The organism is Candidatus Effluviviaceae Genus V sp., assembly GCA_014728125.1.
GTDB lineage: Bacteria > Joyebacterota > Joyebacteria > Joyebacterales > Joyebacteraceae > WJMD01.
Map to the genome: position 1 here is coordinate 1 of WJMD01000092.1, position 24,887 is coordinate 24,887.

Consider the following 24,887-nt stretch of genomic DNA (forward strand, 5'->3'; position numbering starts at 1 on the left):
ATGGTCCACTCGAACTGGTCGTACTGGACCTTGTTCCGACCGAACTGCTGCGCGCCCGAGGGCAGGTGCAGGAGCGCCATGACGAGGAGCGTCACAGCTCCCACGATGAGTGTTCGAGTTCTCATATCACACAGTCTAGGCGGGGGGGCTGAGAGTGTCAACCGGGACGGTCGTGGGGCGTGCTCCTTCTCTTGGACGATTCCCTGAGGTGCGCGATTCGGCGTCGGGCGTCGCCGGGCGGAGGACCTCAGGGGTTCCTCGCACTCTTCCGGTGCGAGTGTGACCTATGGCTCCGTGGAAGCGCCTTCGCAACCGACAGCTTGAGGGATGCTCCGAGACGTGCTTGAATGGTAGTCAGCGACGTAGGGAGCAGAGAGGAGAACTCCCATGAGCACCGCAATCCGCAGACCGGTTCCGAGGGCATCCGTTGTCGTGGTCCTTGCGCTGCTGCCGGCGCTGGCGGCGAGCGCGACGGTGCATCACGTCCCCGGCGACGCGGCGACGATCCAGGCCGGCATCAACCTGGCGTCCGAGGGCGACACCGTGCTCGTGGCGCCGGGCACCTACTCGGGCACGGGCAACGAGTACATCGACTTCGGCGGGACCAACCTGGTCCTCATGTCGTCGGGTGGGCCCGACGTGACCACGCTCAACCCCGGCTCCTCGGACACCTGCTTCTTCCTTCATTCGGGAGAGGACACGACGGCCGTCATCGAGGGGTTCACCATCCGGACCGCCGGGTGCGCCTTCGCGCTGACGGACGCCGGGCCGAAGCTCCTCGACTGCAGCACCGAGAGCTGCGGGAAGGTGCTTTGGTCGGTGCGCTCCGGCGCCGTCATCGTCGAGTGCCGGTTCACGGGTCTGTGGGGTCCAAACTACCAGGGCCTCGAGTTCGAGGGACTCCCCGGCGTGACGATCCGGGACTGCTCCTTCACCGAGGTCTGGGGAGCGATCGAGCTCTATGAGACGTCCCTTGTCCTCTGGGGCGGCGAGTTCTACCAAACCGGTGCATTCAAGAAAGGGGCCGCGGTCGCCGGATGGGAGTCGGACGTGGAGATCCACGACGCGGTGGTCGAGGAGTGCTCACCGGGCGCAGCCTTCACGAACATCGGGGTCGCGCTCTACTTCGAGGCATGCAGCGGCCTGGTGGACGACTGCGTGCTGACCCGGAACGGCTACGGGGGCGGACACAACAACTGGGGCACAGCCACACTGGACTTCGACTGGTGGCCTCTGACGAGCGAATTCGAGTTCCGGAACACGGTGTTCTACGACAACGAACCCATGAGTCCGACCTTCCCCGGGGCCATCCACAGCAACGCCCGCGTGCTTGTCGTCAACGGGTGCACGATCGCGTCGGACAACGGCATCGGCGTGGCGCTCGGCGATTCAGCGCGCATCGAAAACACGCTGGTCGCCTTCAACTATCACGGCATCATGAGCGACATCGGCGACGCCCTCACCGTCACGCACTCCTGCGTCTACGGGAACACGCAGGGCGACAGCATCCCCGGAACGCACTCCGAGAACCTCTTCGTGGACCCGCTCTTCTGCGACCTCCCGAACGGCGACGTCTCGCTCGACGACGACTCGCCGTGTCTTCCCGCGAACAACGTGTGGGGCGTGCAGATCGGGGCCCGCGGCGTCGGCTGCATCACCGACGTGCCGGAGGAACCCGTGACTCGCTTCCACCTCCACCGCGCCGCGCCCAATCCGTCCGCCGGACCGTTCCGCCTGGCGTTCGACGTGCCGGTGGCGGGACGAGAGGTGGAGATCGTCATCTACAACGCCGCCGGCCGGATGGTGCGTACGCTCAGCACGATCCCCGGCGCGCCGGGCCGCCACACGCTCACGTGGGACGGCCGCGCGACCGGAGGCCAGAAGGCGGCCGCGGGCGGCTACTTCGTGCGTGCGAGGTGCGGCGGCGAGGTGAGCCGGACGACGCTCTTGCTTGTGCGGTGACCGAGCGGCCCCCGCTGTCCCGCGGGTCGCAAAGACCCCAACACGAAGAGGCTCCCGTCGAGTGACGGGAGCCTTCTCGTGTCCTTCCGCTTCATGTCGCGCTGTTCCGAGCGGGCGTCCGGACCGGCCCTCCCGCTCACGCCCCGCGCGAGAGGTCCATGTAGAGAAGCGCGATGGTGAGCGAGATGAAGAACACCAGCCCGATCTGCTGCCAGATGAGGAGCGCCCGTTCCGAGAGGCTCCTGCCTCGGAGTTTCTCGATGAACAGCAGGAGCAGGTGCCCACCGTCGAGGATCGGGAGCGGCAGCAGATTGATCACGCAGAGATTGACCGAGAGAAGCGCCATGAAGCCGAAGAAGTAGCTCCCTCCCCAGCGGGCGCTCTCGGTGGCCATCTGGACCACGCGGACGGGCCCGCCGAGCACGTCGCTCGGGACACGGCCCCGCCCGAGCTCTCCCACGGCGTAGCCGAGCGCCTGCACCAGCATGACGGCGTAGGTTCTCGTCAGGCGAAGCCCCGAGACTATCGCCTCGCCGAACGGAAGTGGCTCGACGTCCCACTCCCGCATGATGCCGATGAGCCCGACCTCGCGCACCTCGTTATCGCCGAAGAGCTCCTCGCCGACCTCCGGTACGATGGTCGCGCTCATCGTCTCCCCGTCCCGGAACCACTCGACCAGCGTCTCCTCGTTGGGCCGCTCGTAGATGATGTCACCGACGTCGTTCCAGGTGCGGACCTCCTGTCCCTCGATGCGGACCAGCCTGTCGCCGGGTTCGAGCCCTGCCCGGTCCGCGGGGCTTCCGCTCATGACGTCCCCGACGACGGCAGGGACGAACGGGGTCAGTCCGAGGTCGAGCGGCTCCCCTTCAGGTCCCTGGAGGTCGAGCGGGATCGTCACGCGGCTCCCGCCGCGCCGGACTGTCAGCTCGACCGTCCCCCCCGAGGCGTCGAAGGCGCTCTGAACGTCGTTCCAGGACTCGACGGGTTCGCCGTCGACGCTCTGGATGACGTCGTCGGCGACGATGCCCGAGACCGCGGCTGGCGAGTCGGGCTCGACGCTGCCGACGACGGGCGCCCCGAGGGTCGGCAGACCGGCGATCCACAGGACGAGGAACGTCACGACGAAGCCGAGCAGGAGGTTCGTCAGCGGACCGGCCGCCACGATGACGGCACGCAGCCCGATCGGCTTCGAGAGGTACGCATCGGGTCCGAGGTCGGGGATCTCACCGTCCGGGGTCGGCTCGGCTCCGCCCATCTTGACGTACCCGCCGAGCGGGATGAGCGAGAGCGCGTACTCGGTGTCGCCCCGCTGCGTTTTGAGAAGGCGCGGTCCGAAGCCGATCGAGAAACGCTCGACCCGGACCCCGACGGCCTTGCATGCGAGGAAGTGCCCGAGCTCGTGCACCATGATGAGGATGCCGAGCAGCACCGCCGCCAGCAGGTAGAAGACGATCATCGCCGGGTTCCCTTCCTGTCGCTGTGTCGTGTGGCGGTGCGTTCGACCGCCTCGTGCGCGGTCTTCCTGGCCTCCGCATCGGCTTCGAACACGGCGTCTAGCGTGTCCGCCTCTGCGAACGGGACCTCATCGAGGGTCGCTTCGATCACCTGACGGATGTGGTTGAACGGGATACGCCCGGCGACGAACGCCGAGACCGCGACCTCGTCGGCCGCTGCCGCGACCGCAGGCGCCGTCCCGCCGGCGCGCGCGGCCTCGAGGACGAGACCGAAGCACGGGTAGCGGCCCGTGTCAACCGGCTCGAAGCTCAGCGTCCCCAGCTCCCACGCCCGGGTGCCGGACAGCTCGACCGGCGGAGCGCCGGGAGCGAACATCGCGTCCTGGATCGGAACGCGCATGTCCGGCTCCGAGAGATGCGCAAGGAGGCTTCCGTCGGTGAGTCGCACGAAGCAGTGGGCGATCGACTGAGCATGGAGCACGACGCCGACCCGCTCCAGCGGTACCCCGAAGAGCCAGTGGGCCTCGATGACCTCGAAGGCCTTGTTGACGAGCGTCGCGGAGTCGACCGTCACCTTCGGCCCCATGTCCCACGTCGGGTGACGGAGCACCTCCTCGACCCTGACACTCTCGAGTTCGGCGGGTGTCCTGTCCCGGAGCGCGCCGCCGGACGCCGTCAGCACGACGCTGTCGATCTCCTCGGGCGCGCGCCCGGCGAGACAGCGGCGAAGCGAACTGTGCTCTGAATCGACGGGGAGAATCTCCGCACCGCTCCTGCGCGCGTCCGCCGTCAGAATCCCGCCGGCCGTCACCAGCGACTCCTTGTTCGCCAGCGCGAGTCGCTTCCCGGCGGCGACCGATGCCGCGGCCGGCCTGAGCCCGGCGCCCCCGACGAGCGCGTTGACGACGAGGTCGGCCTCCGGCAGAGCAGCCAGTTCCTCCAGCGCTCCGGGGCCGCGCCGCACGTCGAGCCCGTCCGGAAGCCCCCCAGCGTCCGCGTCGTGTGAGACGGCCACGAGTCGGCAGCCGAAACCGGCCGCCTGCCGGCCGAGAAGCTCGGTGTTCCTGTTCGCCGTCATCGCCACGACCTCAAAACGGTCGCGGTGCCGGCGGACGACGTCGAGCACGCTGCGGCCGATCGAGCCGGTCGAGCCCAGGAGGGCTATGCGGATGCGCTCTGCCACCTCTGTCCCCCCGACTGTCTAGACGACGAAGCGGAGATAGTAGTAGACGAGCGGCGCGACGAACAGCACGCTGTCGAAGCGGTCGAGCATGCCCCCGTGACCCGGCAGGGCCCGCGACGTGTCCTTCACCGCCACGTCCCGCTTCATGAGCGACTCGACCAGGTCTCCGAGAATGGCCATGAGCGGCGCGACGAACCCGAGAACGGCCGCGTCCCTCAGCGTCAGGAACTCAGCGAACGTGTACCTGGCGACGATCGCGACCGCGAAGCACGTCGCGACGGCTCCGAGCGCGCCCTCGACGGTCTTCTCCGGGCTGATACGCGGCGCCAGCTTCCGCCTTCCGAAGGCATTGCCGAAGATGTACCCGGCTGTGTCGGTTCCCCAGGCCAGGGCGAACGCCAGGATGACGAAGATCCCGCCGAGATCGTCACCCGGGTAGCCCTCCCCCAGCTGCCTCAGAAGGATGACATGGCTTCCCAGCCACGCGACGTAGAAGACGCCGAGGATGGTCGACGAGATATGGAAGACCGCGAGCTCGCCGTCCCGACGGAAGAGCTCGAGGACCATGATCCACAGGAGCACCAGGGTGATGAAGAGCCCCGAGAAGACGCCACCCTGGAAGTAGACGTACCACGAGACGATGAGCCCGGCCACGACGCCGACCGTCTTGTACGGCCGGATGCCCTTCGACTCCACCATCCGGTAGAACTCGAACAGCCCGAAGCCGATGACGAGGTTCATGGCCAACAAGAACGGGATGCCGCCGACGAGCGAGCAGATGATCGTCACCGGCACGCCCACCGACGCCGTCAGGAGCCGCATCGTCAGCTGGCGCTGCTCGAAGGCCATGACTAGCGCCGCCCGCTTTTCCGTTCGGCGACACCGCCGAACCGGCGCTCGCGGCTGGCGTACGACCGGAGCGCCTCGTGGAGATGATGCGGCCGGAAGTCCGGCCACAGAACGTCGGTCACGTAGATCTCGGAGTACGCGACCTGCCAGAGCAGGAAGTTCGACAGACGGAACTCCCCGCTCGTCCTGATCAGCAGGTCGGGGTCCAGCATGTCCGGAATATAGAGAAACCCGCGGAAGGTCTCCTCGTCGAGTTCGTCGGGGTCGAGCTCGCCGGCGGCCGTGGCCGCGGCGATGCCGCGCGCTGCGTCGAGGATCTCACGACGGCCGCCGTAGCTCAGCGCGAGGTTCAGCGTGAGCCCGGTGTTCTCCGAGAGCTTCTCGATGGAGCGCTCCACTCTGCTCCTCGCGTATTTCGGCAGGAGTTCGATGCGCCCGACGGCGCGGAGGTGGACGTTGTTCTCGTCCATCTCGTCCACCTGGTCCTTGAGCGTCTGGTCGAGGAGACGCATGAGAGCGGCGACCTCCGTCCGGGGGCGCCGCCAGTTCTCCATGGAGAACGTGTAGAGCGTCAGCTCGTCGAGGCCGAGATTCGAGCACTCGATCACGATCTCCCTCACGGCCGTGCGGGCGGCCGCATGACCGGCGACGCGCGGAAGACCGCGGCGTCTGGCCCAGCGGCCGTTGCCGTCCATGATGATCGCGACATGCCTCGGAAGGGCCTCAGCTGGAACGCCCGCCCCTCGCCTTCCCTCTCGTGCCATGCATCCTCCGAATCACCGCGGCCCGATAGGCAAGGACGGCGGGCCCATCCTGGGCCAGCCGTCCTCAGCCTTGGACGTGCCGAGCGCGAGACCGACTAGCCCTGTTCGATTGCGTCGAACGGGCACTCGTCGGCACAGAGTCCGCAGTCGGTGCAGGTGTCCGGGTCGATCTTGTACTTGTCCTCGCCCTCCGAGATGGCCTCGACGGGACAGACACTCGCACAGGCACCGCAGGCGGTGCAGGCATCGGTGATCACGTACGCCACGTTCAGTCCTCCTTGTTGGCGGGGGAGCGTTCGAGAGCTCCCTCCTGACCGCTGCATCGCGACGGCCGGCCTGTGGCCCGGGCCGTCACACCTCCATCAGTTCCTCTTCCTTCAGGGCCAGAAGATGATCGATCTCATGGATCGTCTCGTCGGTCATCTCCTGGACGGTCTTGTCGTGCGCGCGATGGAACTCGTCCTCGGAGATCTCGCCGGCCTTCTGCTTCGATTTGAGCTCCTCGTTGACGTCTCGCCTGATGTTCCTGACGGCGATGCGCCCGTCCTCGGCGAGCTTGTGCACGTGTCTGACGAGCTCCTTCCGACGCTCCTCCGTCAGCGGCGGAATCGGGACCCTGATCAGGTTGCCGTCGTTCGACGGGTTCAGGCCGAGGTCGGCCGACTGGATGGCCTTCTCGACCTCCCCCAGGACACCCTTGTCCCAGGGATGAACGACGAGAAGCCTCGCCTCGGGAGCGCTGACGTTGGCAACCTGCTTGAGCGGCACCGTGCTTCCGTAGTACTCCACCTTGACGCCGTCCAGCAGTCCCGGGGTCGCCTTGCCGGTGCGCACCTTGGCGAACTCGCGTCTCATCGCTTCGACGGCCTTTTGCATTCTGTCCTTCGCGTCCGCGAAGAGCTTCTCCATGCCCTAGTCCTCCTTGACGATCGTCCCGACGTCCTCACCCCGCACGGCCCTGGCGATGTTCCCCGGCGTGAAGAGCGAGAACACGATGATCGGAAGGTCCCGGTCGCGGGCGAGCGACACGGCGGTCATGTCCATGACCCCCAGCCGGTCCCGAAGGACCTCCTCGTATGTCAGCTTGCTGTAGAGCGTTGCGTCCGGATCGGTAACGGGATCGGCGCTGTAGACGCCGTCGACCTTGGTGGCCTTGAGAATGGCGCCGGCGCCGAGCTCCGCGGCCCGGAGGGCGGCTGCGGTGTCGGTCGAGAAGAACGGGTTCCCCGTTCCGCCCGTCAGCATGACGATGTGACCTGAACGGAGACGTTCGTCGGCGAGATCGCGGTGATAGAGCTCGGCGGCCGGGCCGCACGGGACAGCGCTCAACACGGAGGCCTGCTTCCCGTCCGCCTCGAACGCCCGGGCGAGCGCGAGTCCGTTGAGCACCGTCGCCAGCATGCCCGCGTGGTCGGCCCGCACGCGCTCTCGACCCTCGCGCGCGGTCTGCGAGCCCCTCAGGATGTTGCCGCCGCCGATGACGACCCCGATCTGGGCTCCGTCGTCCGACGCCTGTCCGATCTCAGCGGCGATGCGGCGGGCCGAGTCATGGGAGATCGGCACGCCGTCGCCCAGAAGGGCCTCTCCGCTCAGTTTGACGATGACGCGTCCGAATCGAGGCACGGGCACTCACCCCTCCTCAGGAACCGGCGGTCTCCCCGAGCTTCATCCTGACAAAGCGGTTGATCCGGATGTTCTCGCCCAGCTTCGCGATGATCTGCTTCGTGAGGTCCTCGACCGTGATGTCGGGATCCTTCACGAAGGGCTGCTCGAGCAGGCAGACCTCAGCGTAGTACTTCTCGATCCTCCCGTCCACGATCCTCTGGACGATGTCGTCGGGCTTGCCTGAAGCCCTCGCCTGCTCTGAGAGGATCTCGCGCTCGCGCGCGATATCGTCCTCTGGAAGGTCTTCACGCGACACCACCGTCGGGTTCTGCGCGGCGATGTGCATGGCAATATCGTGACAGAAGGTCTTGAACTCGTCGGTCTTGGCGACGAAGTCGGTCTCGCAGTTGATCTCGGCGAGCACCGCCAGCTTCGATCCGGCGTGGACGTACGAGGCGATGAGCCCCTCGCCCGTCGGACGGTCGGCCTTCTTCTCGGCCTTCAGGATCCCCGTCTTCCGGAGATGCTCGACGGCCTTCTCGAGGTCGCCCCCCATCTCAACAAGCGCCTTCTTGCAGTCCATCATGCCGGCGCCGGTCTTATCTCTCAGTGTCTTTACGTCCTGCGCGCTGATCTCCATGGAGTCGCTTGCCCTCCGCGAACGGACTCGTGTGGCTTCTGTCTCTCGGTGATCGGGACCTGGATGAAACGGTCGTCAGGCGCTCTCGGATGCGGCGGGGACCTCTGCGGCCTCGCCCTCGCGCCCCTCGCTCTTCGTCGCCTTGGCGTCGAGCACGGCGTCCGCGACGAACGACGAGAAGAGCCGGATCGACCGGATCGCGTCATCGTTGCCGGGGATGGTGTACTCGCAGCGCTCCGGATCCGCGTTGGTGTCGCAGACACCGACCACCGGAACCCCGAGCTTGTTCGCCTCGTTCAGAGCGATCCGCTCCTTGTGCGTATCGATGATGAACACCATGCCGGGCAGGCGCTCCATCGACCGGATGCCGTCGAGGACCTTCGCCAGCTTGGCCCGCTCGCGCTCGAGACCGAGCGCCTCCTTCTTCGAGAGAAGGTCGAAGGTGCCGTCCTCGGACATCCTCTCGATGTCCTCGAGACGCCGCACGCTCCGGCGAATGGTCCGCAGGTTCGTCATGGTCCCACCGAGCCAGCGCTCGGTGACGTACGGCATGCCGCACCGGATCGCCTCCTCGCGGACGATCTCCTGCCCCTGCCGCTTGGTGCAGGCGAACAGGATCTGCTGTCCTCGACGAACGTGGTCCGCGATGGCGTCAGCAGCGACCTGCATCAGTCCGATGGTCTTGGCGAGATCGATGATGTGGATCCCATTGCGCTTCATGAAGATGTAGGACTTCATTTTGGGATTCCACCGGTGGGTCTGGTGCCCGAAATGGACGCCCGCCTCCAGCAGGGTCCTCATGTCGGGGATATTCATGCTGCGTGTCTCCTTCTGTGGTTGGTCCTCCGCGCCCATCATCCCGCCGGCGGGCACCCCGTCGGGAGCGCACCCCCCGCCCGCGGTCCGGACGCGTGTGTGATGTGTCCGCCGGGCCACATTCCGGGCGGCCCGGCTGGACGGCCTCTACCTCTTCGAGAACTGGAAGCGCTTCCGGGCGCCCTTCTGCCCGTACTTCTTGCGCTCTTTGACCCTCGGATCGCGCGTCAGGAAGCCCGCCTGCTTGAGCGGCTTGCGGTAGTTCTCGTCGACCTTGCAGAGCGCCCGGGCGATGCCCAGTCTGATGGCGCCGGCCTGGCCGGTCATGCCGCCACCCCGCACATTGACGAGCACGTCATAACGGTCGGCGGTCGACGTCAGGTCCAGCGGACGGCCGATCTCCTGGATCGTCGTCGGCCGGTTGAAGTACTCGTCGATGCGCCGCCCGTTGACGGTCCGCTCCCCCGTTCCGGGGACGAGCCGCACTCTGGCGACCGCTTCCTTGCGCCTTCCGACGGCCTGCAAGGTGCTCTCCATGTTCCTCTCCCTTCGCGTTCCTCTCGCGGAACGCGGACGCCGTCTAGAAGGTCAGCGGCTCCGGATTCTGCGCCTCGTGGGGATGATCCGGACCCGCGTAGACCCTGAGCTTCCTGAGCATCTTCCGTCCGAGCTTGGTCTTCGGGAGCATCCCGCGGACCGCGCGCCGCACGACCTCCTCCGGTCGCGTCTCCATGAGACGCTTGACGGAAACGTGCTTCTCGCCCCCGGGATACCCGCTGTGACGGAAGTAGCTCTTCTCCTCCATCTTGTTGCCCGTGAGCACGACCTTCGACGCATTGACGACGATGACGAAGTCACCGACGTCGAGATGCGTAGAGTAGTTGACCTTGCCCTTCCCGCGAAGGACCGAAGCCACCCTCGTCGCCAGCCGGCCCAGAACCTGACCCTCTGCATCGACGACGTAGTGGCGCCGCTCGATCTCAGAGAGCTTGGTGACGTGTGTCGACATGCACCTGCCTCCGACGTACGTTGCCCCTGTCCCGCGACCCGTCATCCGTTGCGACAGGCCCCGGGCAGGCATGTTTCCCAGTCAGAACGAGATAGTTTAGCAGGCGGGTTCGCGCCTGTCAAGTCCGGTTCAACTCCGAAAAGGAAGCTCGTCAGCTCTCCTTCCCGAACAGCGTCCGATCGTACGGCGGTCTGAAGACGCCCCGGTCCGTGATGACGGCGCTCACCAGCTCGGCCGGGGTCACGTCGAAAGCGGGGTTCCTGACGGCGACGCCCGGCGGGGCGACCCTCGTTCCGCCGCACACCGTCACCTCGTCCGGCGCGCGCTCCTCGATCGGGATCTTCCCTCCGCTCGCAAGCGACGCGTCGAGCGTCGACGTCGGCGCAGCGACGTAGAACGGGACGCCGAAGCGATCGGCTGCAAGCGCAACGCTCAGGGTGCCGATCTTGTTGGCGACGTCGCCGTTCCCGGCGATGCGGTCGGCCCCGACGATCACGCAGTCGACGAGCCCGCCGGCTATCGCGCCGGCGGCGGCGCTGTCGCACTGCAGCGTGACGTCGATGCCGCGGTCGATGAGCTCCCACGTGGTCAGCCGCGCGCCCTGGAGCAGCGGGCGGGTCTCGTCGGCGATGACGTGAACCCGCTTCCCCTGCTCGGACGCCACGTAGATGACCGCCAGGGCTGTTCCGAGCTCAGCCGTCGCGAGCCCACCGGCATTGCAGTGCGTGAGCACCGTGTAGCCGTCCTCGAGAAGCTCCGCGCCGTGCTCTCCGATGGAGCGCGAGAGCCTGCGGTCCTCCTCGTAGATGGCGACGGCCTCGTTCACGAGGGCCTCGCGTGCAGACGCCGGGTCCGCGGCGGCGAGCACCGCGAGCATGCGGTCGACCGCCCAGCCGAGGTTGACCGCCGTCGGCCGCGTGCTCCTGAGATGCTCCGCGGCCTCCCTGACCGCTCTCGTGAACTCCCCCCCGTCCGCCCTCTCCGCTTCGAGCGCCGCGAGCGCAACGCCCATCGCGGCCGCCACACCGATCGCCGGCGCGCCCCGCACCTCGAGACGCCTGATCGACTCCGCGATATCACGGTAGTCGTCCGTCTCCTTGTACGCCACGTCGAGCGGCAGACGCGTCTGATCGATCAGGCGGACCCGATCCTGAAGCCACTCGATGGTCCTGTGAGAGCCACGGCCCTCCAAAGCCCCGCCTCGGGACATCATGCCTCCATCCGTTCGTACTTCTCCAGGGCCCCCAGGTCGTCCAGCAGAGTGAGCAGCAGAACGACCGGCAGGCCGACCACGTTGTAGAAGCAGCCCTCCACGCGGCGCACCAGCCCCGCGCCGCAATCCTGTATCGCGTACGAGCCGGCCTTGTCCATCGGTTCGCCGTGCGCCACGTACTGAGCGATCTCCCGCTCGTCGAGCTCCCGGAACGTGACCCGGGTCCGCTCGACGTCAGAGACCACCGCCCCGTCGCTTGCCCTCACGAGCGCGAGACCGGTCAGCACATCGTGCGTCCGCCCCTGGAGCATCGAGAGCATCGTTCGCGCGTCCTCCTCGCCCGCGGGCTTGCCGATGACGCGTCCCTCGAAAAGAACGATCGTGTCGGCGCCCAGCACCGTGCCGCGGTCGCGCCGGCGGGCCGTGTCGAGCGCCTTCTCGCGCGCGAGACGGACGACATGGGCCTCGGGCGTTTCACCGGGGAGCTCGCGCTCATCGATCGAGTGCGGTTCGTGCACGAAGTCGACGTCGAGACCCTCGAGGATCCTCGATCGTCTCGGGGAGGCCGACGCAAGAACGAGGGGCAGCTCACGGATCCTCGACGTCACGAACGCGCAGCTCATCCGGCGCCTCCCCCTCTCGCGCCCTTCCCCGACCCGGGTCGGACCGCCGAGTCGAGCAGAATGGTAACGGGGCCGTCGTTCTCGATCTCGACGAGCATACGCTCTCCGAAACGGCCGGTCGCGACGTCGACACCGGCCCCGGCGATCGCGTCGGCGTACCGCCGGTAGAGTGCGTCGCCGACCTCCGGCGGGGCCGCGCCCGTGAAGCTCGGCCTCCGTCCCTTGCGGCAGTCCGCCAGCAACGTGAACTGCGAGACGACGAGCGCGCCGCCTTCGATGTCTGCGAGCGAGAGGTTCATCCTGCCCTCATCGTCATCGAAGATCCTGAGATCCACGGTCTTGCGGGCCAGCCAGTCCGCGTCCGCGTCGGTGTCCTCCGGAGCCACGCCGATCAGAACGACCAGCCCCCGGGAGATCTCGCCGGTAACCTCGCCGTCCACGGCGACGCTTCCGCGCCTGACTCTCTGCAGCACGGCCCTCACGCTCTTCTCCTTCTGCGCCCGCCCGACGGCGGCCGTCGCCGCTCCACGGACGCCACGCCCTTCAGTCGCCTGACGATCCGGATCAGCCTCTTGAGACGATGGAGATTCCCCACCTCGACGCGGAAGCGCGCGGACGCTTCGCCGCCCTCGGTTGACATCGTCGCCCCCGTCACCTCGACGCCTTCGTCGGCGATGGCGCGGGAGACGTCGGCCAGGAAGTCGGACCGGAGGTCGCCCCTCACGACGAAGCTGGCCGGGAACGTCTGTCCGTCGCGCACGTCCCACTCGATCGGCACCCTGTGCGCATCGTCGATCGTCGGGCCGAACGTATTGGGGCACCCGACGCGGTGGACCGAGATGCCGCGCCCCCGCGTCACGATGCCGGTGATCTGGTCGCCGGGAACGGGCTGGCAGCACTTGGCGAACGTGATCATTATGTCGGAAAGGCCGTCGATGCGGACCCCGGTCTCGGGCCGCCGGACACGGCGAGTCAGACGGTCGACGAGCCCGCGCGCTCCGTCCCTCTGCGGTGTGAGGCGCTGTGCGATCGTCTCCGCGACGATCTCGCCGCGCCCGACGGCCGCGGCCAGCTCGCGCGCGCCGTCCAACCCGAGGCTCTGGGCGAGGTCGTCTAGCGAGGTGCCCTTCGCCTTCTTCCCCGCCTTGCGGATCTCCCGGTCGATGATGCGTCTCCCCAGCGCGACGCTTTCGCCGTCCGCCTGCTCCCTGAGGTAGTGCCTGATCTTCGATCGAGCCCGCGACGAGGCCGCGAGCGCGAGCCAGTCGCGCGTCGGGTGGGCCGCGTCGGACGTGACGATGTCGACCGTGTCGCCGCTCTTCAGCTCGTGTCTGAGGGAAACCAGTCTGCCGTTGACACGGGCGCCGGCGCAGTGATTCCCGACGTCGGTGTGAACGGCGTACGCGAAGTCGATCGGGGACGACCCCCTCCGCAGCTGTTTGAGGTCGCCGCGCGGCGTGAACACGAAGATCTCGTCCGAGTAGAGGTCGAACTTGAGCGATTCGAGGAACTCGTCGGCGTCGCCGGGCTCGACACTGCCCTCGAGCAGCTGCCGCACCCATCTTAGACGCTCCGTGAGTTCGGCGTCGCACGGCCGCCCTTCCTTGTAGCTCCAGTGCGCGGCGATACCGCACTCGGCCTCCTCGTGCATCTCCCCGGTGCGGATCTGAACCTCGACCATCTGTCCCTCGGGTCCGACGACCGTGGTGTGCAGCGAACGATACCCGTTGAGCTTCGGGGTGGCGATGAAGTCCTTGATGCGGTCGTGCACCGGGACGTAGAGCGTGTGAACGATGCCCAGGATCCGGTAGCAGCTTCCCACCGTGTCGGTGACCATCCTGACCGCCAGCACGTCGTAGATCTCGCCGAACGCCTTCCCGCGGCTCACCATCTTCCTGTGGATGCTCGCCAGGTGCTTGACCCGTCCGGTGACCGTCGCCTCGACGCCCTCCTCCTCGAGCCTCTCGCGAATGGGACGCGCGAACTTCTCGATCATCGCGTCGCGGGCGCCGCGGGTGGCGGCGACCTCAGCTTCGAGACTCTCGTACGCCTCGGGCTCGAGCCACCTGAAGGCGAGGTCGTCGAGCTCGCGCTGCAGCCTGGCCATGCCGAAGCGGGCCGCGAGCGGCGCATAGATGTCTCGTGTCTCGAGGGAGATGCGCCGTATGTGCTCCGAATCGAGGAACTCGATGGTCCGCATGTTGTGGAGCCGGTCAGCGAGCTTGATCAGGATCACGCGGACGTCCTTGACGACGGAGAGCAGCATCTTCCGAAAATACTCGGCCTGTTCGCTCTCGCGGCTCTCGAGGCGCAGACCGGTGATCTTCGTTACACCGTCGACGAGCTCAGTGATCTCCCGTCCGAACTCCTTTCTCAGATCGTCCAGCGTGAGATCGGTCTCCTCGATCGTGTCGTGCAGGAGACCCGCCGCAACGCTCGCCGTGTCGAGCTCCATGCCGGCGAGAATGCGGGCGACCTCTTCGCAGTGCGTGACGTACGGGTCGCCGGACTCTCTCATCTGCCCGGCGTGCGCGCGCGCGGCGGTCTCGCGCGCCCGGGCGACGAGCCCGTCGTCGAGGCAGGGGTCGATCCGGAGGACTTCAGCCGCGAACTCGCTGCCGTCCATCAGGCCCTCTTCTGTCTCCCGTGGTGAGCGGATCAGTAGACCTCTGGCTGGATGTCCTTGAGACGAAGCTGGAGGTTGGTCACGCCTCGCCAGGTGTTCTCTTCGAGCACGTAGGCGAGCGCGACCATGCCGCCGCTCGCCCTGAGGTCGTCCAGCGCCTCGCCCATTCCGAAGCCGATCGCGTCCATCGTGCGGCCGCCCTGTGCCACCGTCAGCTTCAGATGACCCTTGCCGACGCGCTTGGCGGAGATCACCTTGAGCCGTCTCGTGCCGAAGATCGGCTCCGGGTTCCCCGCACCGAACGGGCGCATCGTCTTCATCTCATTCACCAGTTCGAACGTGCAGTCCTCGAGCGCGACCATCGCGTCGACGTCGATGACGGGGACCAGGTCCTCGTCGGACAGTCTCTCCGACACGGCGTTCTCGAGGCACCTGCTGAACTCCGGCAGCCGTTCGGCCGCGAGCGAGACCCCCGCCGCGTGCCGGTGTCCGCCGAAGCTCTCGAGGTGGTCGCGGCAGCTCACGAGCGCGGCGTGCAGGTCGAAGCCCGGAATGCTGCGCCCGGAGCCCTTCGAGAACCCGTCGGAGACCGAGAAGAGGATGGTCGGGCGGTTGTACTGCTTCGCGAGCCTGGAGGCCACGATCCCGATCACGCCCGGATGCCACTTCTCCGACCAGAGGACTATCGAGCGGCGCGTGTCCTGGAGCCCCTCCTCCTCGATGATCCGAAGGGCGTCGTCCAGGACGGCGCACTCGAGCTCACGCCGCTTGCGGTTCTCGCCGTCGAGCGTTCTGGCGATGCGCTCGGCCTTCTCGGGGTTGCCGGTTGTCAGAAGCTCAACACCGATCGAGGCGTCGCCGAGACGGCCCGCCGCGTTGAGGCGCGGTCCGAGGGCGAAGCCGATGTGCGCGGCCCTGGCGGTCACCGACTCGACGCCGGCAACGTCCATCAGAGCCCTGAGCCCGTGGTTCTCGGTGTCCCGAAGCCGATCGAGACCGAGCGACGTCAGAACCCGGTTCTCCCCGATGAGCGGTACGATGTCGGCGACCGTACCGACGGCGACGAGATCGAGCGTCTCGTCGACGGCGTACGCGACCTCCCGGTCGCCCATGGCCAGGGCCGTCATTACCTTGTGCGCGACCCCGACGCCGGCCAGGTGCTTGAAGGGATAGTCCGAGTCCCTTCGCTTCGGGTCGACGACCGCGACGGCCGGCGGGAGGCTCTCCTGGGGCTCGTGATGGTCGGTCACGATGACGTCGATCCCGAGGTCCTTCGCGAGAGCGATCTCCTCGTGCCCGGTGATGCCGCTGTCAACGGTGACGATCAGGCGGGCGCCGTAGTCCCTGGCCGCGCGCACGCCCACCTCCGAGAGACCGTACCCCTCGGTCAGCCGATTGGGGATGTAGAAGGCGACCTCGAGTCCGGCCGACTCGAGGCACCGTTTGACGAGCACGATCGAGGTGATGCCGTCTACGTCGTAGTCGCCGCAGACGAAGATCCTCTCGTTCCGCTCGACGGCCCGCCTGATGCGGTCGATCGCCGGCTCGATGTCCGGAAGGAGCTCCGGATCGGCCAGCATCGAGCGGCTCGGTTTGAGGAAGGCCCTCGCCTCGGACACGGTCGAGACGCCGTGACTGACGAGGACCGCAGCGAAGGCGTTGGACGTCCCGAGCTCCGAGGACAGGTGCGCGGCGAGCTCCCGGCTCTCCGCGCTCGGGAGCTGCCAGCGTCTTCTGAGGGCTGTCTCCATACTCTCTCCAGAAAAAGCAACGAGCCCGCCGACGGAACCCGCCGGGCCGTTTGATGCATCGGATCGCGTCTCGACAGGAGGAGGTCGTAAGCCGAGTTCTGTCGAGGGACCGCGAACAGTCCCCCGCGGCGGTCATTCATCTGGGACGGCGGTTGCCCGCCGACTCGAGCGACCTACCCGAGAGTCATAGCGAAGCGGGCCGCTTCTCCTCTCCTATTTGGTCTCGCTCCGGGTGGGGTTTACCAAGCTGCCCCCGTCACCGGGAACACTGGTGAGCTCTTACCTCACCTTTTCACCCTTGCCGGGAGCCCGAAGGCCCCTTGGGCGGTCTCCCTTTCTGTGGCACTTTCCTTGGGATCGCTCCCACTGGGTGTTGCCCAGCACCCTGCCCTCTGGAGCTCGGACTTTCCTCGGACGGCTCGTGCGGCCGTCCGCGACCGCCTGACCTCCTCCTGTACGCTCTCAGCCTTTCTCGACCGGGCGCTTCTTCGCGCCCAGGCCCGCCAGACGGTCCGCGCGAGCGTTCTCGCCTCGCGGGACCGGGACGAACGACACATCGTCAAGCTGACGAACGAGCGGCTCCACGCGGAGATAGGCGTCGAGAAGCCCCTTGTTCTTCACCTTGTAGCGTCCCTGGAGCTGACGCGCAACCAACTCGCTGTCCATCCTCACTGTAACCCGCCGGGCGCCGAGTTCCAGTGCGCGCTTGAGCCCGATCCGCACGGCCTCATACTCCGCCACGTTGTTCGTGGCGGTGCCGAGGTGCTCCGAGAGTTCCTCGAGGACGACCCCGCCGGGCGTCAAGACGACCACGCCGGCGCCGGCCGGGCCGGGATTGCCTTTCGAGGCCCCGTCGGTCTCGATGACGAGCTCGTCAAGTTCAGTCTCGAGCGCCGCGTCCCCGCCGACCGGCATCCCGAACTCCATGCCCGAACCGACGGATGCGGCGAATCGGGCCACCGACGTGAGGAAGGCCCGGGCCGACTCGAGCGAGAGCCCGGCGTTCCGTGCCGCCTCGCCGACCGGCACGCCGTCGATCATCTCGAGCAGCAGGCGCTCCTCACGCTTCCCCATCGACGTCCTCCGAGGCCCAGCAGAGTATTCTCCCACAGCTCTCGCACTCGATGATGCGCTTGGCCTTCCTGACCTCGATGACCGTCTGAGGCGGCAGCTTGACGTAGCATCCGGAGCACGTCTCCCCTTCGACGGGAGCCATTGCGGAGTCGCCTTTGCTTTCGAGGATGCGCTCATAACGACTCAGGATCGGCGGGTCGAGGTGCATCGCGATCCGCTTCCGCTCGTCCAGTCTGATCTCGAGACGCTCCTCGACCTCCTTGATCTCGCTGTTGACGGCGGCCAGCTCTTCATCGAGCCCCTCCATGGAACGGGTCATCTCCTCCTTCGCCTCGGCGATGGCCCCCTGGAGGACCTCGGTCTGCTCGAGCAGCTGGAGGATGCGATCCTCGGTCTCCCCGATCTGGCGCTCCGCGTACTTGGTCTCCTGGATGAGCGCCGCGTACTCCTCGTTCGTTTTGATCTCGAGCTGTCGCTTCTTCAGTTCCTCGAGCTTCGCTTTCAGATCATCGAGGTCCCGCTCCTCGTGGAGCCGCTGCTTCGTGAGTTCCTCGAGCTCGGCCTCCCGCGCGAGCACGGCATCCTCGAGAGCCTTCTTCTTCGCCTCCAGGTCTGCGGCGCGCTCCGGGAGGTGCGCGCTCTCCTCCCTCATCTCGGCGATCTCGTCATCGATCGTCGCGAGGTGCTTCAGCCTCTCAAGCTCGTCCTGCACGCCGACTCCCTCCGGACAAGGAAACGCTCACGTGGAAAAACAAAGGGTGCGCCCGTTCCGGACGCACCCTGGGAGACTCACTCTCTCGGACGCCCGCCGAACACATGCCGCCGGGCCTTCGGTCAGGCGCTTCCGAGGGAAACGCGCGATGGATGCGAGGGCGTCCTCCTGTGTGCGGTATCAAAGCCTGCCCCTGGTTCCTCTCATGGAATGGTGGGCGATACTGGATTCGAACCAGTGACCTCCGGTATGTGAGACCGGCGCTCTAACCAACTGAGCTAATCGCCCGACCGCCTGTTCTCGTCGTGGTGGGCCCACTCGGATTCGAACCAAGGACCTACGGATTATGAGTCCGCTGCTCTACCGCTGAGCTATGGGCCCGCCTGAGACTGGGAAGTCTATCACGGCCCATTTCCGGGTGTCAACGAATCGCGCCTCAGGGAAGGTCGATGTATCCGCGAAGCCGGCTCCTCCTCTTGTAGTGTCGGAGCTTCCCGATCGCCTTCTTCTCGATCTGGCGGACACGCTCTCTCGTCACGCCGAAGATCGCGCCGACCTCCTCGAGCGTCATCGGCGCCTGGTCCTTTTCGAGGCCGAACCGGAGACGGATGATCTTCTCCTCGCGCGGGTCGAGCTCGCCCAGAACGCTGTCGATCTCCTTCTGAAGCAGCCTGAACGAGGCGTAGTCCGAGGGCGATATGACCTTGGTGTCCTCGACGAAGTCACCGAGGCTCGAGTCCTCGTCCTCCCCGATCGGTCGGTCGAGTGAGATCGGCTGCTGTGCGGCCTTGAGGATGCCCTTGACCTTGTCCTCCGAAAGGTCGAGCTTGTCCGCGATCTCGTCGACCGACGGGTCGCGACCCTCCTCCTGCACGAGCTGCCGGGTCGTCCGGACGACCTTGTTGATGGCCTCGATCATGTGCACGGGCACACGGATCGTGCGCGCCTGGTCTGCGATCGCACGCGTGATGGCCTGCCGGATCCACCATGTGGCGTAGGTCGAAAACTTGTAGCCGCGCGTGTAGTCGAACTTCTCGACGGCACGCATCAGGCCGGTGTTGCCCTCCTGGATCAGATCGAGGAAGTCAAGCCCGCGGTGTGTGTAGCGTTTGGCGATCGAGATGACAAGTCGAACGTTCGCCTCGACCATCTCGGTCTTGGCCTTCCGGGCCTCCTCCTCGCCGACCCTGATCCTGTCGTGGACCTCCCTGAGTTCGTCGGCCGAGAGACCGCACTCACGCTCGATACGGCGGATCGCCCTACGCCGGTTCCTCACCTCGTTGGCAAGCTCGGTGGCTGCCTTCTTTTTGGAGCCCGCCTTCTTCCCGCCCTTCCTGCCGGAGCCGGAGTCGAGCCTTTCCTGCTTGCGCTTGAGCCTCCGGACCTCCGATTCGTGCTGGCGGAGCTTCGCACACAGCTCGGCGATCCGCGCGCTCATCTTCTGGACCTGTCGGGGATGCAGAGCGAGCTTCTCAGACTCGGACGCGATGGCCTTCTCGCGCCGGGCCAGGGCCTTCATCGTCTGAGTGGCGTGCTGGGGCTTCGCCTTCCTGAGCTTCGCTTTGAGCTCCCTCCGCTCGGAATCGAGCTTCGCGATCTTCTTCATCCGGCGGATGATCCGGCGGCGCTCCTCCTTGCTGTTGGCGTTCTTGCGCTTTCTGTCGACGCGAACGCAGCGGTCGAGGCGCACCTTCTCGGCCGCCAGCTTCTCGGAGAGCCCCGCCAGCCTCTTCATCGTCGTCAGCGATTCGAAGATGGCCGCGTAGGCCTGGTCCTCGGCCGCCTCGATCCGCTTGCAGATGGAGACCTCGCCCTCGCGGTCGAGGAGCTTCACCTGCCCCATCTCGCGGAGGTACATGCGCACCGGATCGTCGAACCTGAGTCTCGGCTGCGCCTTCGCGCGCCGCTTGCCCTCGCGCTTCTTCCTCGCATCCCTCGTCTTCTTGTCGACGACCTCGATCCCGCGCTCGGCGAGCCCGCAGTAGACATCGTCCACGAGCTCGATGTCGAGGTCGTTGCCGAGGAACCCCGCGAACTCCTCGTAGGTGAGTGAGCCCGAGTCGCCGTGCTTCTTCGCGATCGCTTCCACAACCTTCGTCGCTGAGCGTTTAGCCATGCGTCTCGTCTCGCCTCCGGGTTGAAGCACCTGTCGCCGACATCCCGCCGGCCGAGAGCTCGGCCAGCCGGCGCGCCAGTTCCTGTCTCAGTGCCATGCTGGAGATCAACGCGTCCTCGTCGCCCGCCATCTCGGCCGAACGGATGGCCCGTTCGGCGTCGCCGATCTCCTGCTGGAGCTTCGTGCGTCGGAACGCTCTAATATAGTCATCGCAGAGCCGCTCGCCATCCTCGCCGGAGATCTCCATGGCGGCGATCTCGGCCAGGAGGTCGGCGGCGTCCTCGTTCTCGAGCTCATCCACGAGCGAGGCCGCGTCGAGCGAGGCTCCCGCGCGCGTGCGTGCGAGCGCCAGTTCGGCGATCGAACGTGCCAGCGGATCGACGAAGTCCTCCGCGGTCACGCTCTCACAGACCCGTTGCGCCTTCGTTCCTCCGTCGAGTGCGATCGCCAGAAGCCCCTTCTCGGCCTCGGCGGCGGCCGAGAGAACGGGCTCCCGGGCGTCGTCCCGCTCACCCGACCTGCGTCTCTCGCGCCGGCCGCGCCGCTCGGCCCGCTGTCTGACGGCGTCCTCGTATGCCCTCTGCAGCGCCCCCCGACCGATCGACATGGCATCGGAGAGCTTCTCGAGCATGAGATCGGCCCTGATCGGTTCACCGACGCCCGCGATGGTCTCGATGAGCCCGCGCGCGACGGCCTCGCGATCCTCCGGCGACTGGGGAGCCTCGCTCCTGACGGCGAAGTCGATGAAGTCGAGTCCTTCGGCGAGACGCTCGGTCAGCGCGTCTGGGCCGTGCTGCTTGACGTACGAGTCGGGATCCGCACCCTCGGGCAGGGCCACAACGCGGACCTTGAGACCCGTCTGGACCAGCGTCTCGGCCGCTCGGGCCGCGGCGGCGATCCCCGCGTCGTCGCCGTCGTACGCGACGAACACGGTCTTCGCATACCGCGCGATGACGCGGGCCTGTTCCGGCGTGAGGGCCGTCCCCGACGAGGCGACGACGTTCGTGAACCCGGCCTGGAAGAGCGAGACGACATCCATGTACCCCTCGACGAGGATCGCCTCGCGCGTCACGCGCATCTCCGGCCGCGCCTGGGCGAGGCCGTAGACGTAGCGCCCCTTCCGGTAGACACGGGTCTCCGGGGAGTTGAGGTACTTCGCCGGATCGTCGCCGAGGGCGCGCGCACCGAAACCCACGATCCGGTCGCCGGCGGCCAGCAGCGGGAAGACGAGCCGGTTGCGAAAACGGTCGTAGAGACGCGAACCCTCGTCCTTTCTCGTGACGAGACCGGCCTCCTCGAGAAGTTCGTCGCCGATGCCCTTCGCGCGCGCGGCGTTCAGCAAACCGTTCCACCCGGGCGGAGCGTAGCCGATCCTGAACGCCTCGACCGTCTCCCCGGTCAGGCCTCTCCGCTCGATGTACGCTCTCGCGGGCGCACCCTGGGCCCCCTTCAGGTTCGCTGCGAAGCAGGCCGTCGCGAAGGCGTTGACCCTGTAGACAGGGTCCTCGTGCTCGTCTCTCGCGTTCTCTCCGTCGGGAATGACGATGCCCGCCCGCTCGGCCAGCTCGCGCACGGCGTCAAGGAAACCGATCTTGTCGTACTCGGTGAGGAACGTGAAGACGTTGCCGCCGGCCCCGCAGCCGAAGCAGTAGTAGAGCTGCTTGTCGGGGTCGATACTGAAGGACGGGGTCTTCTCGCGGTGGAAGGGACAGCGCGCCTTGTACCGGCGGCCGGCCCGCTTGACGTCGATGCGCTCCGAGATGACATCGACGATGTCGTTCGCCGATCGGATCTCGTCAATGAGCTCGTCAGGGATGCTTCGCGCCACAGCCTCTCCCCATCGGCCCGCCGGAGCGTCGGGCTAGTCCAGTTCGACGATCGTCACGCCGGTGTCGCCTTCGCCCCAGCGTCCCAGTCGGAACGACACGACATGCGGCATGCCCTTCAGAACCTCGTGCGTGCGGGACCGGAGCGCTCCGGTTCCCTTTCCGTGCACGATGCGCACCTGGCGCATTCCCTGCAGCACCGCTCTGCTCAGGAACTGCTCGATCTTGCGGGGGATCTCGTCGGTCGTCATCCCCCGGAGGTGGAGCTCCACGGCCGGCTCCTCGTCGGCCTCGACCGTGTAGGCCGCCCTGCGCCGGTGGGTTCGGGCCCTGACGGCGTCGTCGGGGGCCTCTCGCAGATCGTCCGCGTCGATCTCGAGACTCGCGTTCCTGATGCGGACGCGGACCTTGCCTCGATCGTCCGGAAGATCGAGCAGCTCTCCCACGCGGCCGACGCCGGCGACGAGGACGGGCATGCCGACCTCGAGGCGGGCGGGCGGGGCGCCCTCCGTCCGATCGTCGGGCGTCGTCTCCTCCTCGAGCTTCCTGGTGACCGTGTCGCGCCCGGACCGGATCTTCCGCCGCGCCTCCTTGATGGCGCGGCGCTCGGCATCCCGTTCCTTGAGATCCCTGACGGTCTCCTCGACGAGCGATTGGGCTCGGTCGAGTATCTCGCGCGCCTCGGCCAGCGCCTGTCCGCGGATCTTCCTCCGCTCGTCCTTCACACCGGAGAGTCGGTCCTCGTAATCGCGCGCCAGAAGCTCGACGCGCGCGTGCTCCCGTTCGGCGTCCGCCAGCGTCGACGAGAGGTTCCTCTCACGCTCCACGAGGTCCGCGACGAGTCCGTCGATCCGCGCGGCGTCCTGATCGCGAAGCTCGTTGGCTCTCGCGAGGACCCGCTCCGGGATGCCCATGCGGGCGGCGATCGCCATCGCGTGGCTCGCCCCCGGGACGCCCGCGACGTAGCTGAAGGAGGGCTCGAAGGTCTCCGGATCGAAGGCCATCGAGCCGTTCGCCATCCGGTCGCGGTTATGAACGCTGGCCTTGACCGAACCGAGATGGGTCGTCGCCACTGTCGGCGAGCCGCGCCCGGTCAGCTCCTCGAGCACCGCCAGGGCGATGCTCGCCCCCTCGTCGGGGTCGGTCCCGGCCCCGAGTTCGTCGATCAGCACCAGCGTGTCGGATCCGGCCTCCCTCAGAATGACCGAGAGGGTCCTGAGGTGCGACGAGAAGGTCGACAGGCTCATCTCGATCGACTGCTCGTCGCCGATGTCGGCGAAGCAGTCCCGCAGTACCGGGAGCTCGGTTCCGTCCGAGGCCGGCACGTGCAGTCCGCTCTGCGCCATGAGGAGCAGGACGCCGATCGTCTTGAGGGCGACCGTCTTCCCTCCGGCATTGGGTCCCGAGATGACGACCGTCGTCGCCGTACCTCCGAGTTCAAAGTCGAGCGGGACGACGCGGTCCGCGCCGAGCGCCTCGATCAGGACGGGGTGCCTCCCGCCGCGGATGATCAGCCTGCCGGCTTCGGACAGCTCGGGTGCGACGCCGTCCAGCTCCTTCGACAGGACCGCGCTCGCGCGCGTCAGATCGACCTCGGCGAGCGCCTCCACCGAGGCCGCGATCTCATCGGCGAAACCCCGTACCTCCGTCGTGAGATCCTGAAGAATGCGGAGAACCTCGTCGCGCTCGGCCGACACCAGATCGGCGAGTTCGTTCGACAGCGCCACCGTCTCGGGAGGCTCGACGAAGAGCGTCGCTCCGCTCGAGGAACGGTCGTGCACGATGCCGTCGATTCTCCCGGCCGCCTCCCGTCGGACCGGCAGGACCCGGCGGCCGCTCCGCATGTGAACGGCCGGCTCCTGAAGCCGGCCGGCAGCGGTCTCCCTCTCGAGGACCTCCTGGATCTTCCGCTCGATCCGTGCCCGCGTCCGCTGGAGCGAGGAACGGATGCGCCTGAGCTCGGCGCTCGCCGAGTCGCGGACCTCGAGCGTCTCGCTGTCGACGACCGCACCGATACGCTCCCGGAGCTCCGGCAGATCGACCAGTCCCGCGGCCGCCTCGAGGGTCCGGGGACAGTCGTCGCTCCTGCGTTCCAGGAACGACCGTACGGCGCCTGCCCGCTCGAGCGTCCGGGCGACGGCGAGGAGGTCACCGGGCGCGAGAGCAGCGCCCACCCGCCGACTCGACGTGACGGCCGCGCGGACGTCGACGACGCCCCCGAGCGGCACATCGTGCCCCTCGTCCAGAACGGAGCGAACCTCGGACACGCGACCGAGCCGGTCGGCTATGAAACGCCGGTCGGTCGACGGTTCGAGCGCCGCGGCGAGCTCGGCACCGGGAGCGAACGAGGTCCGGTCCACAAGCATCGCCACGATCTTGTTGTATTCAAGAACACCGAGCGCGTGCTCGTTCATCTCGTGTGCGTAGTCTGGATGTCGTCCGCCGGCCGGGGGGACATGCCTAATGCTCGTACCGCCTGAAGCCCGAGGCTTCGATGATGTCGAACGAGCCGCCGGCGGCCTTCTCGACGGCGTCAAGAAGCAGGTTCATGCCGAGCGTATCGCTCGCCATGTGCCCGGCGATGACGACGTTGATGTGGTTCTTCTCCGCTTCCTCGCGGTGCTTCTCCGGAAGATGCATCGCGACCATCGTCCCGATGTCCGA

22 protein-coding genes, 2 tRNA genes and 1 other RNA gene are annotated in these 24,887 nt (G+C 67.2%); 1 reads left to right on the top strand and 24 read right to left on the bottom strand.

The annotated features are described in order from the left end of the window. Positions 1 to 387: 387 nt before the first annotated feature. Positions 388 to 1,962: a hypothetical protein gene (locus GF405_05215; protein MBD3367557.1), complete on the top strand. Its 1,575-nt coding sequence runs from the start codon at positions 388 to 390 to the stop codon at positions 1,960 to 1,962. 136 nt (positions 1,963 to 2,098) lie between these two features. Here GF405_05215 and rseP read toward each other — a convergent pair whose 3' ends face one another. From rseP to GF405_05335, 24 genes are all read right to left on the bottom strand, one after another. Then, positions 2,099 to 3,418 carry an RIP metalloprotease RseP gene (rseP, locus tag GF405_05220; GenBank protein MBD3367558.1) on the bottom strand — a complete coding sequence of 440 codons (1,320 nt, stop codon included), beginning with the start codon at positions 3,416 to 3,418 and terminating at the stop codon, positions 2,099 to 2,101. After that, positions 3,415 to 4,587, bottom strand: coding sequence for a 1-deoxy-D-xylulose-5-phosphate reductoisomerase (locus GF405_05225; protein ID MBD3367559.1), 1,173 nt, complete (start codon positions 4,585 to 4,587; stop codon positions 3,415 to 3,417). The genes rseP and GF405_05225 overlap by 4 nt, the downstream gene beginning before the upstream one ends. A gap of 30 nt (positions 4,588 to 4,617) precedes the next feature. Next, positions 4,618 to 5,448: a hypothetical protein gene (locus tag GF405_05230; GenBank protein MBD3367560.1), complete on the bottom strand. Its 831-nt coding sequence runs from the start codon at positions 5,446 to 5,448 to the stop codon at positions 4,618 to 4,620. Positions 5,449 to 5,450: 2 nt separating this feature from the next. Then, on the bottom strand, positions 5,451 to 6,212 hold the full coding sequence (locus tag GF405_05235) for an isoprenyl transferase (GenBank protein ID MBD3367561.1): 762 nt from the start codon (positions 6,210 to 6,212) through the stop codon (positions 5,451 to 5,453). A gap of 95 nt (positions 6,213 to 6,307) precedes the next feature. Next, positions 6,308 to 6,478, bottom strand: coding sequence for a 4Fe-4S dicluster domain-containing protein (locus GF405_05240; GenBank protein ID MBD3367562.1), 171 nt, complete (start codon positions 6,476 to 6,478; stop codon positions 6,308 to 6,310). Positions 6,479 to 6,563: 85 nt separating this feature from the next. Continuing rightward, positions 6,564 to 7,121, bottom strand: a complete 558-nt coding sequence (locus GF405_05245) for a ribosome recycling factor (GenBank protein ID MBD3367563.1) — start codon at positions 7,119 to 7,121, stop codon at positions 6,564 to 6,566. A 3-nt stretch (positions 7,122 to 7,124) separates the two neighbouring features. After that, positions 7,125 to 7,841, bottom strand: a complete 717-nt coding sequence (locus tag GF405_05250) for a UMP kinase (protein MBD3367564.1) — start codon at positions 7,839 to 7,841, stop codon at positions 7,125 to 7,127. 10 nt (positions 7,842 to 7,851) lie between these two features. Beyond that, positions 7,852 to 8,457 (bottom strand): translation elongation factor Ts, encoded by a 606-nt coding sequence (gene tsf, locus GF405_05255; protein ID MBD3367565.1) that lies wholly within the window; start codon positions 8,455 to 8,457, stop codon positions 7,852 to 7,854. A 75-nt stretch (positions 8,458 to 8,532) separates the two neighbouring features. Then, positions 8,533 to 9,273 (bottom strand): 30S ribosomal protein S2, encoded by a 741-nt coding sequence (gene rpsB / locus GF405_05260; GenBank protein ID MBD3367566.1) that lies wholly within the window; start codon positions 9,271 to 9,273, stop codon positions 8,533 to 8,535. A gap of 147 nt (positions 9,274 to 9,420) precedes the next feature. After that, a complete protein-coding gene (gene rpsI, locus GF405_05265; GenBank protein MBD3367567.1) occupies positions 9,421 to 9,810 on the bottom strand; it encodes a 30S ribosomal protein S9 in 390 nt (129 codons plus the stop codon). Positions 9,811 to 9,853: 43 nt separating this feature from the next. Continuing rightward, positions 9,854 to 10,282, bottom strand: a complete 429-nt coding sequence (gene rplM, locus GF405_05270; GenBank protein MBD3367568.1) for a 50S ribosomal protein L13 — start codon at positions 10,280 to 10,282, stop codon at positions 9,854 to 9,856. 151 nt (positions 10,283 to 10,433) lie between these two features. Next, positions 10,434 to 11,492, bottom strand: a complete 1,059-nt coding sequence (mtnA, locus tag GF405_05275; GenBank protein ID MBD3367569.1) for an S-methyl-5-thioribose-1-phosphate isomerase — start codon at positions 11,490 to 11,492, stop codon at positions 10,434 to 10,436. Beyond that, positions 11,492 to 12,118, bottom strand: coding sequence for a septum formation protein Maf (maf, locus tag GF405_05280; GenBank protein MBD3367570.1), 627 nt, complete (start codon positions 12,116 to 12,118; stop codon positions 11,492 to 11,494). Before maf ends, mtnA begins: the two co-directional genes overlap by 1 nt. Continuing rightward, positions 12,115 to 12,600, bottom strand: coding sequence for a D-tyrosyl-tRNA(Tyr) deacylase (locus GF405_05285; protein MBD3367571.1), 486 nt, complete (start codon positions 12,598 to 12,600; stop codon positions 12,115 to 12,117). Before GF405_05285 ends, maf begins: the two co-directional genes overlap by 4 nt. After that, entirely contained in the window at positions 12,597 to 14,744 is a 2,148-nt protein-coding gene (locus GF405_05290) for a RelA/SpoT family protein (protein ID MBD3367572.1), read from the bottom strand. Before GF405_05290 ends, GF405_05285 begins: the two co-directional genes overlap by 4 nt. Positions 14,745 to 14,776: 32 nt before the next feature. Next, a complete protein-coding gene (recJ, locus tag GF405_05295; GenBank protein ID MBD3367573.1) occupies positions 14,777 to 16,495 on the bottom strand; it encodes a single-stranded-DNA-specific exonuclease RecJ in 1,719 nt (572 codons plus the stop codon). A gap of 72 nt (positions 16,496 to 16,567) precedes the next feature. Next, positions 16,568 to 16,948, bottom strand: an RNA gene (gene rnpB / locus GF405_05300) — RNase P RNA component class A. Positions 16,949 to 16,957: 9 nt separating this feature from the next. Then, on the bottom strand, positions 16,958 to 17,410 hold the full coding sequence (locus GF405_05305; GenBank protein ID MBD3367574.1) for a reverse transcriptase-like protein: 453 nt from the start codon (positions 17,408 to 17,410) through the stop codon (positions 16,958 to 16,960). A 145-nt stretch (positions 17,411 to 17,555) separates the two neighbouring features. Continuing rightward, on the bottom strand, positions 17,556 to 18,281 hold the full coding sequence (locus GF405_05310; GenBank protein MBD3367575.1) for a hypothetical protein: 726 nt from the start codon (positions 18,279 to 18,281) through the stop codon (positions 17,556 to 17,558). 211 nt (positions 18,282 to 18,492) lie between these two features. Then, positions 18,493 to 18,569: transfer RNA gene (locus GF405_05315), tRNA-Val, on the bottom strand. A gap of 18 nt (positions 18,570 to 18,587) precedes the next feature. Beyond that, positions 18,588 to 18,662, bottom strand: a tRNA-Ile gene (locus tag GF405_05320). Positions 18,663 to 18,717: 55 nt separating this feature from the next. Beyond that, entirely contained in the window at positions 18,718 to 20,397 is a 1,680-nt protein-coding gene (gene rpoD / locus GF405_05325; protein ID MBD3367576.1) for an RNA polymerase sigma factor RpoD, read from the bottom strand. Continuing rightward, a complete protein-coding gene (locus tag GF405_05330) occupies positions 20,390 to 22,225 on the bottom strand; it encodes a DNA primase (protein MBD3367577.1) in 1,836 nt (611 codons plus the stop codon). Before GF405_05330 ends, rpoD begins: the two co-directional genes overlap by 8 nt. A gap of 33 nt (positions 22,226 to 22,258) precedes the next feature. After that, positions 22,259 to 24,637 carry an endonuclease MutS2 gene (locus GF405_05335; GenBank protein ID MBD3367578.1) on the bottom strand — a complete coding sequence of 793 codons (2,379 nt, stop codon included), beginning with the start codon at positions 24,635 to 24,637 and terminating at the stop codon, positions 22,259 to 22,261. Positions 24,638 to 24,887 lie beyond the last annotated feature (250 nt).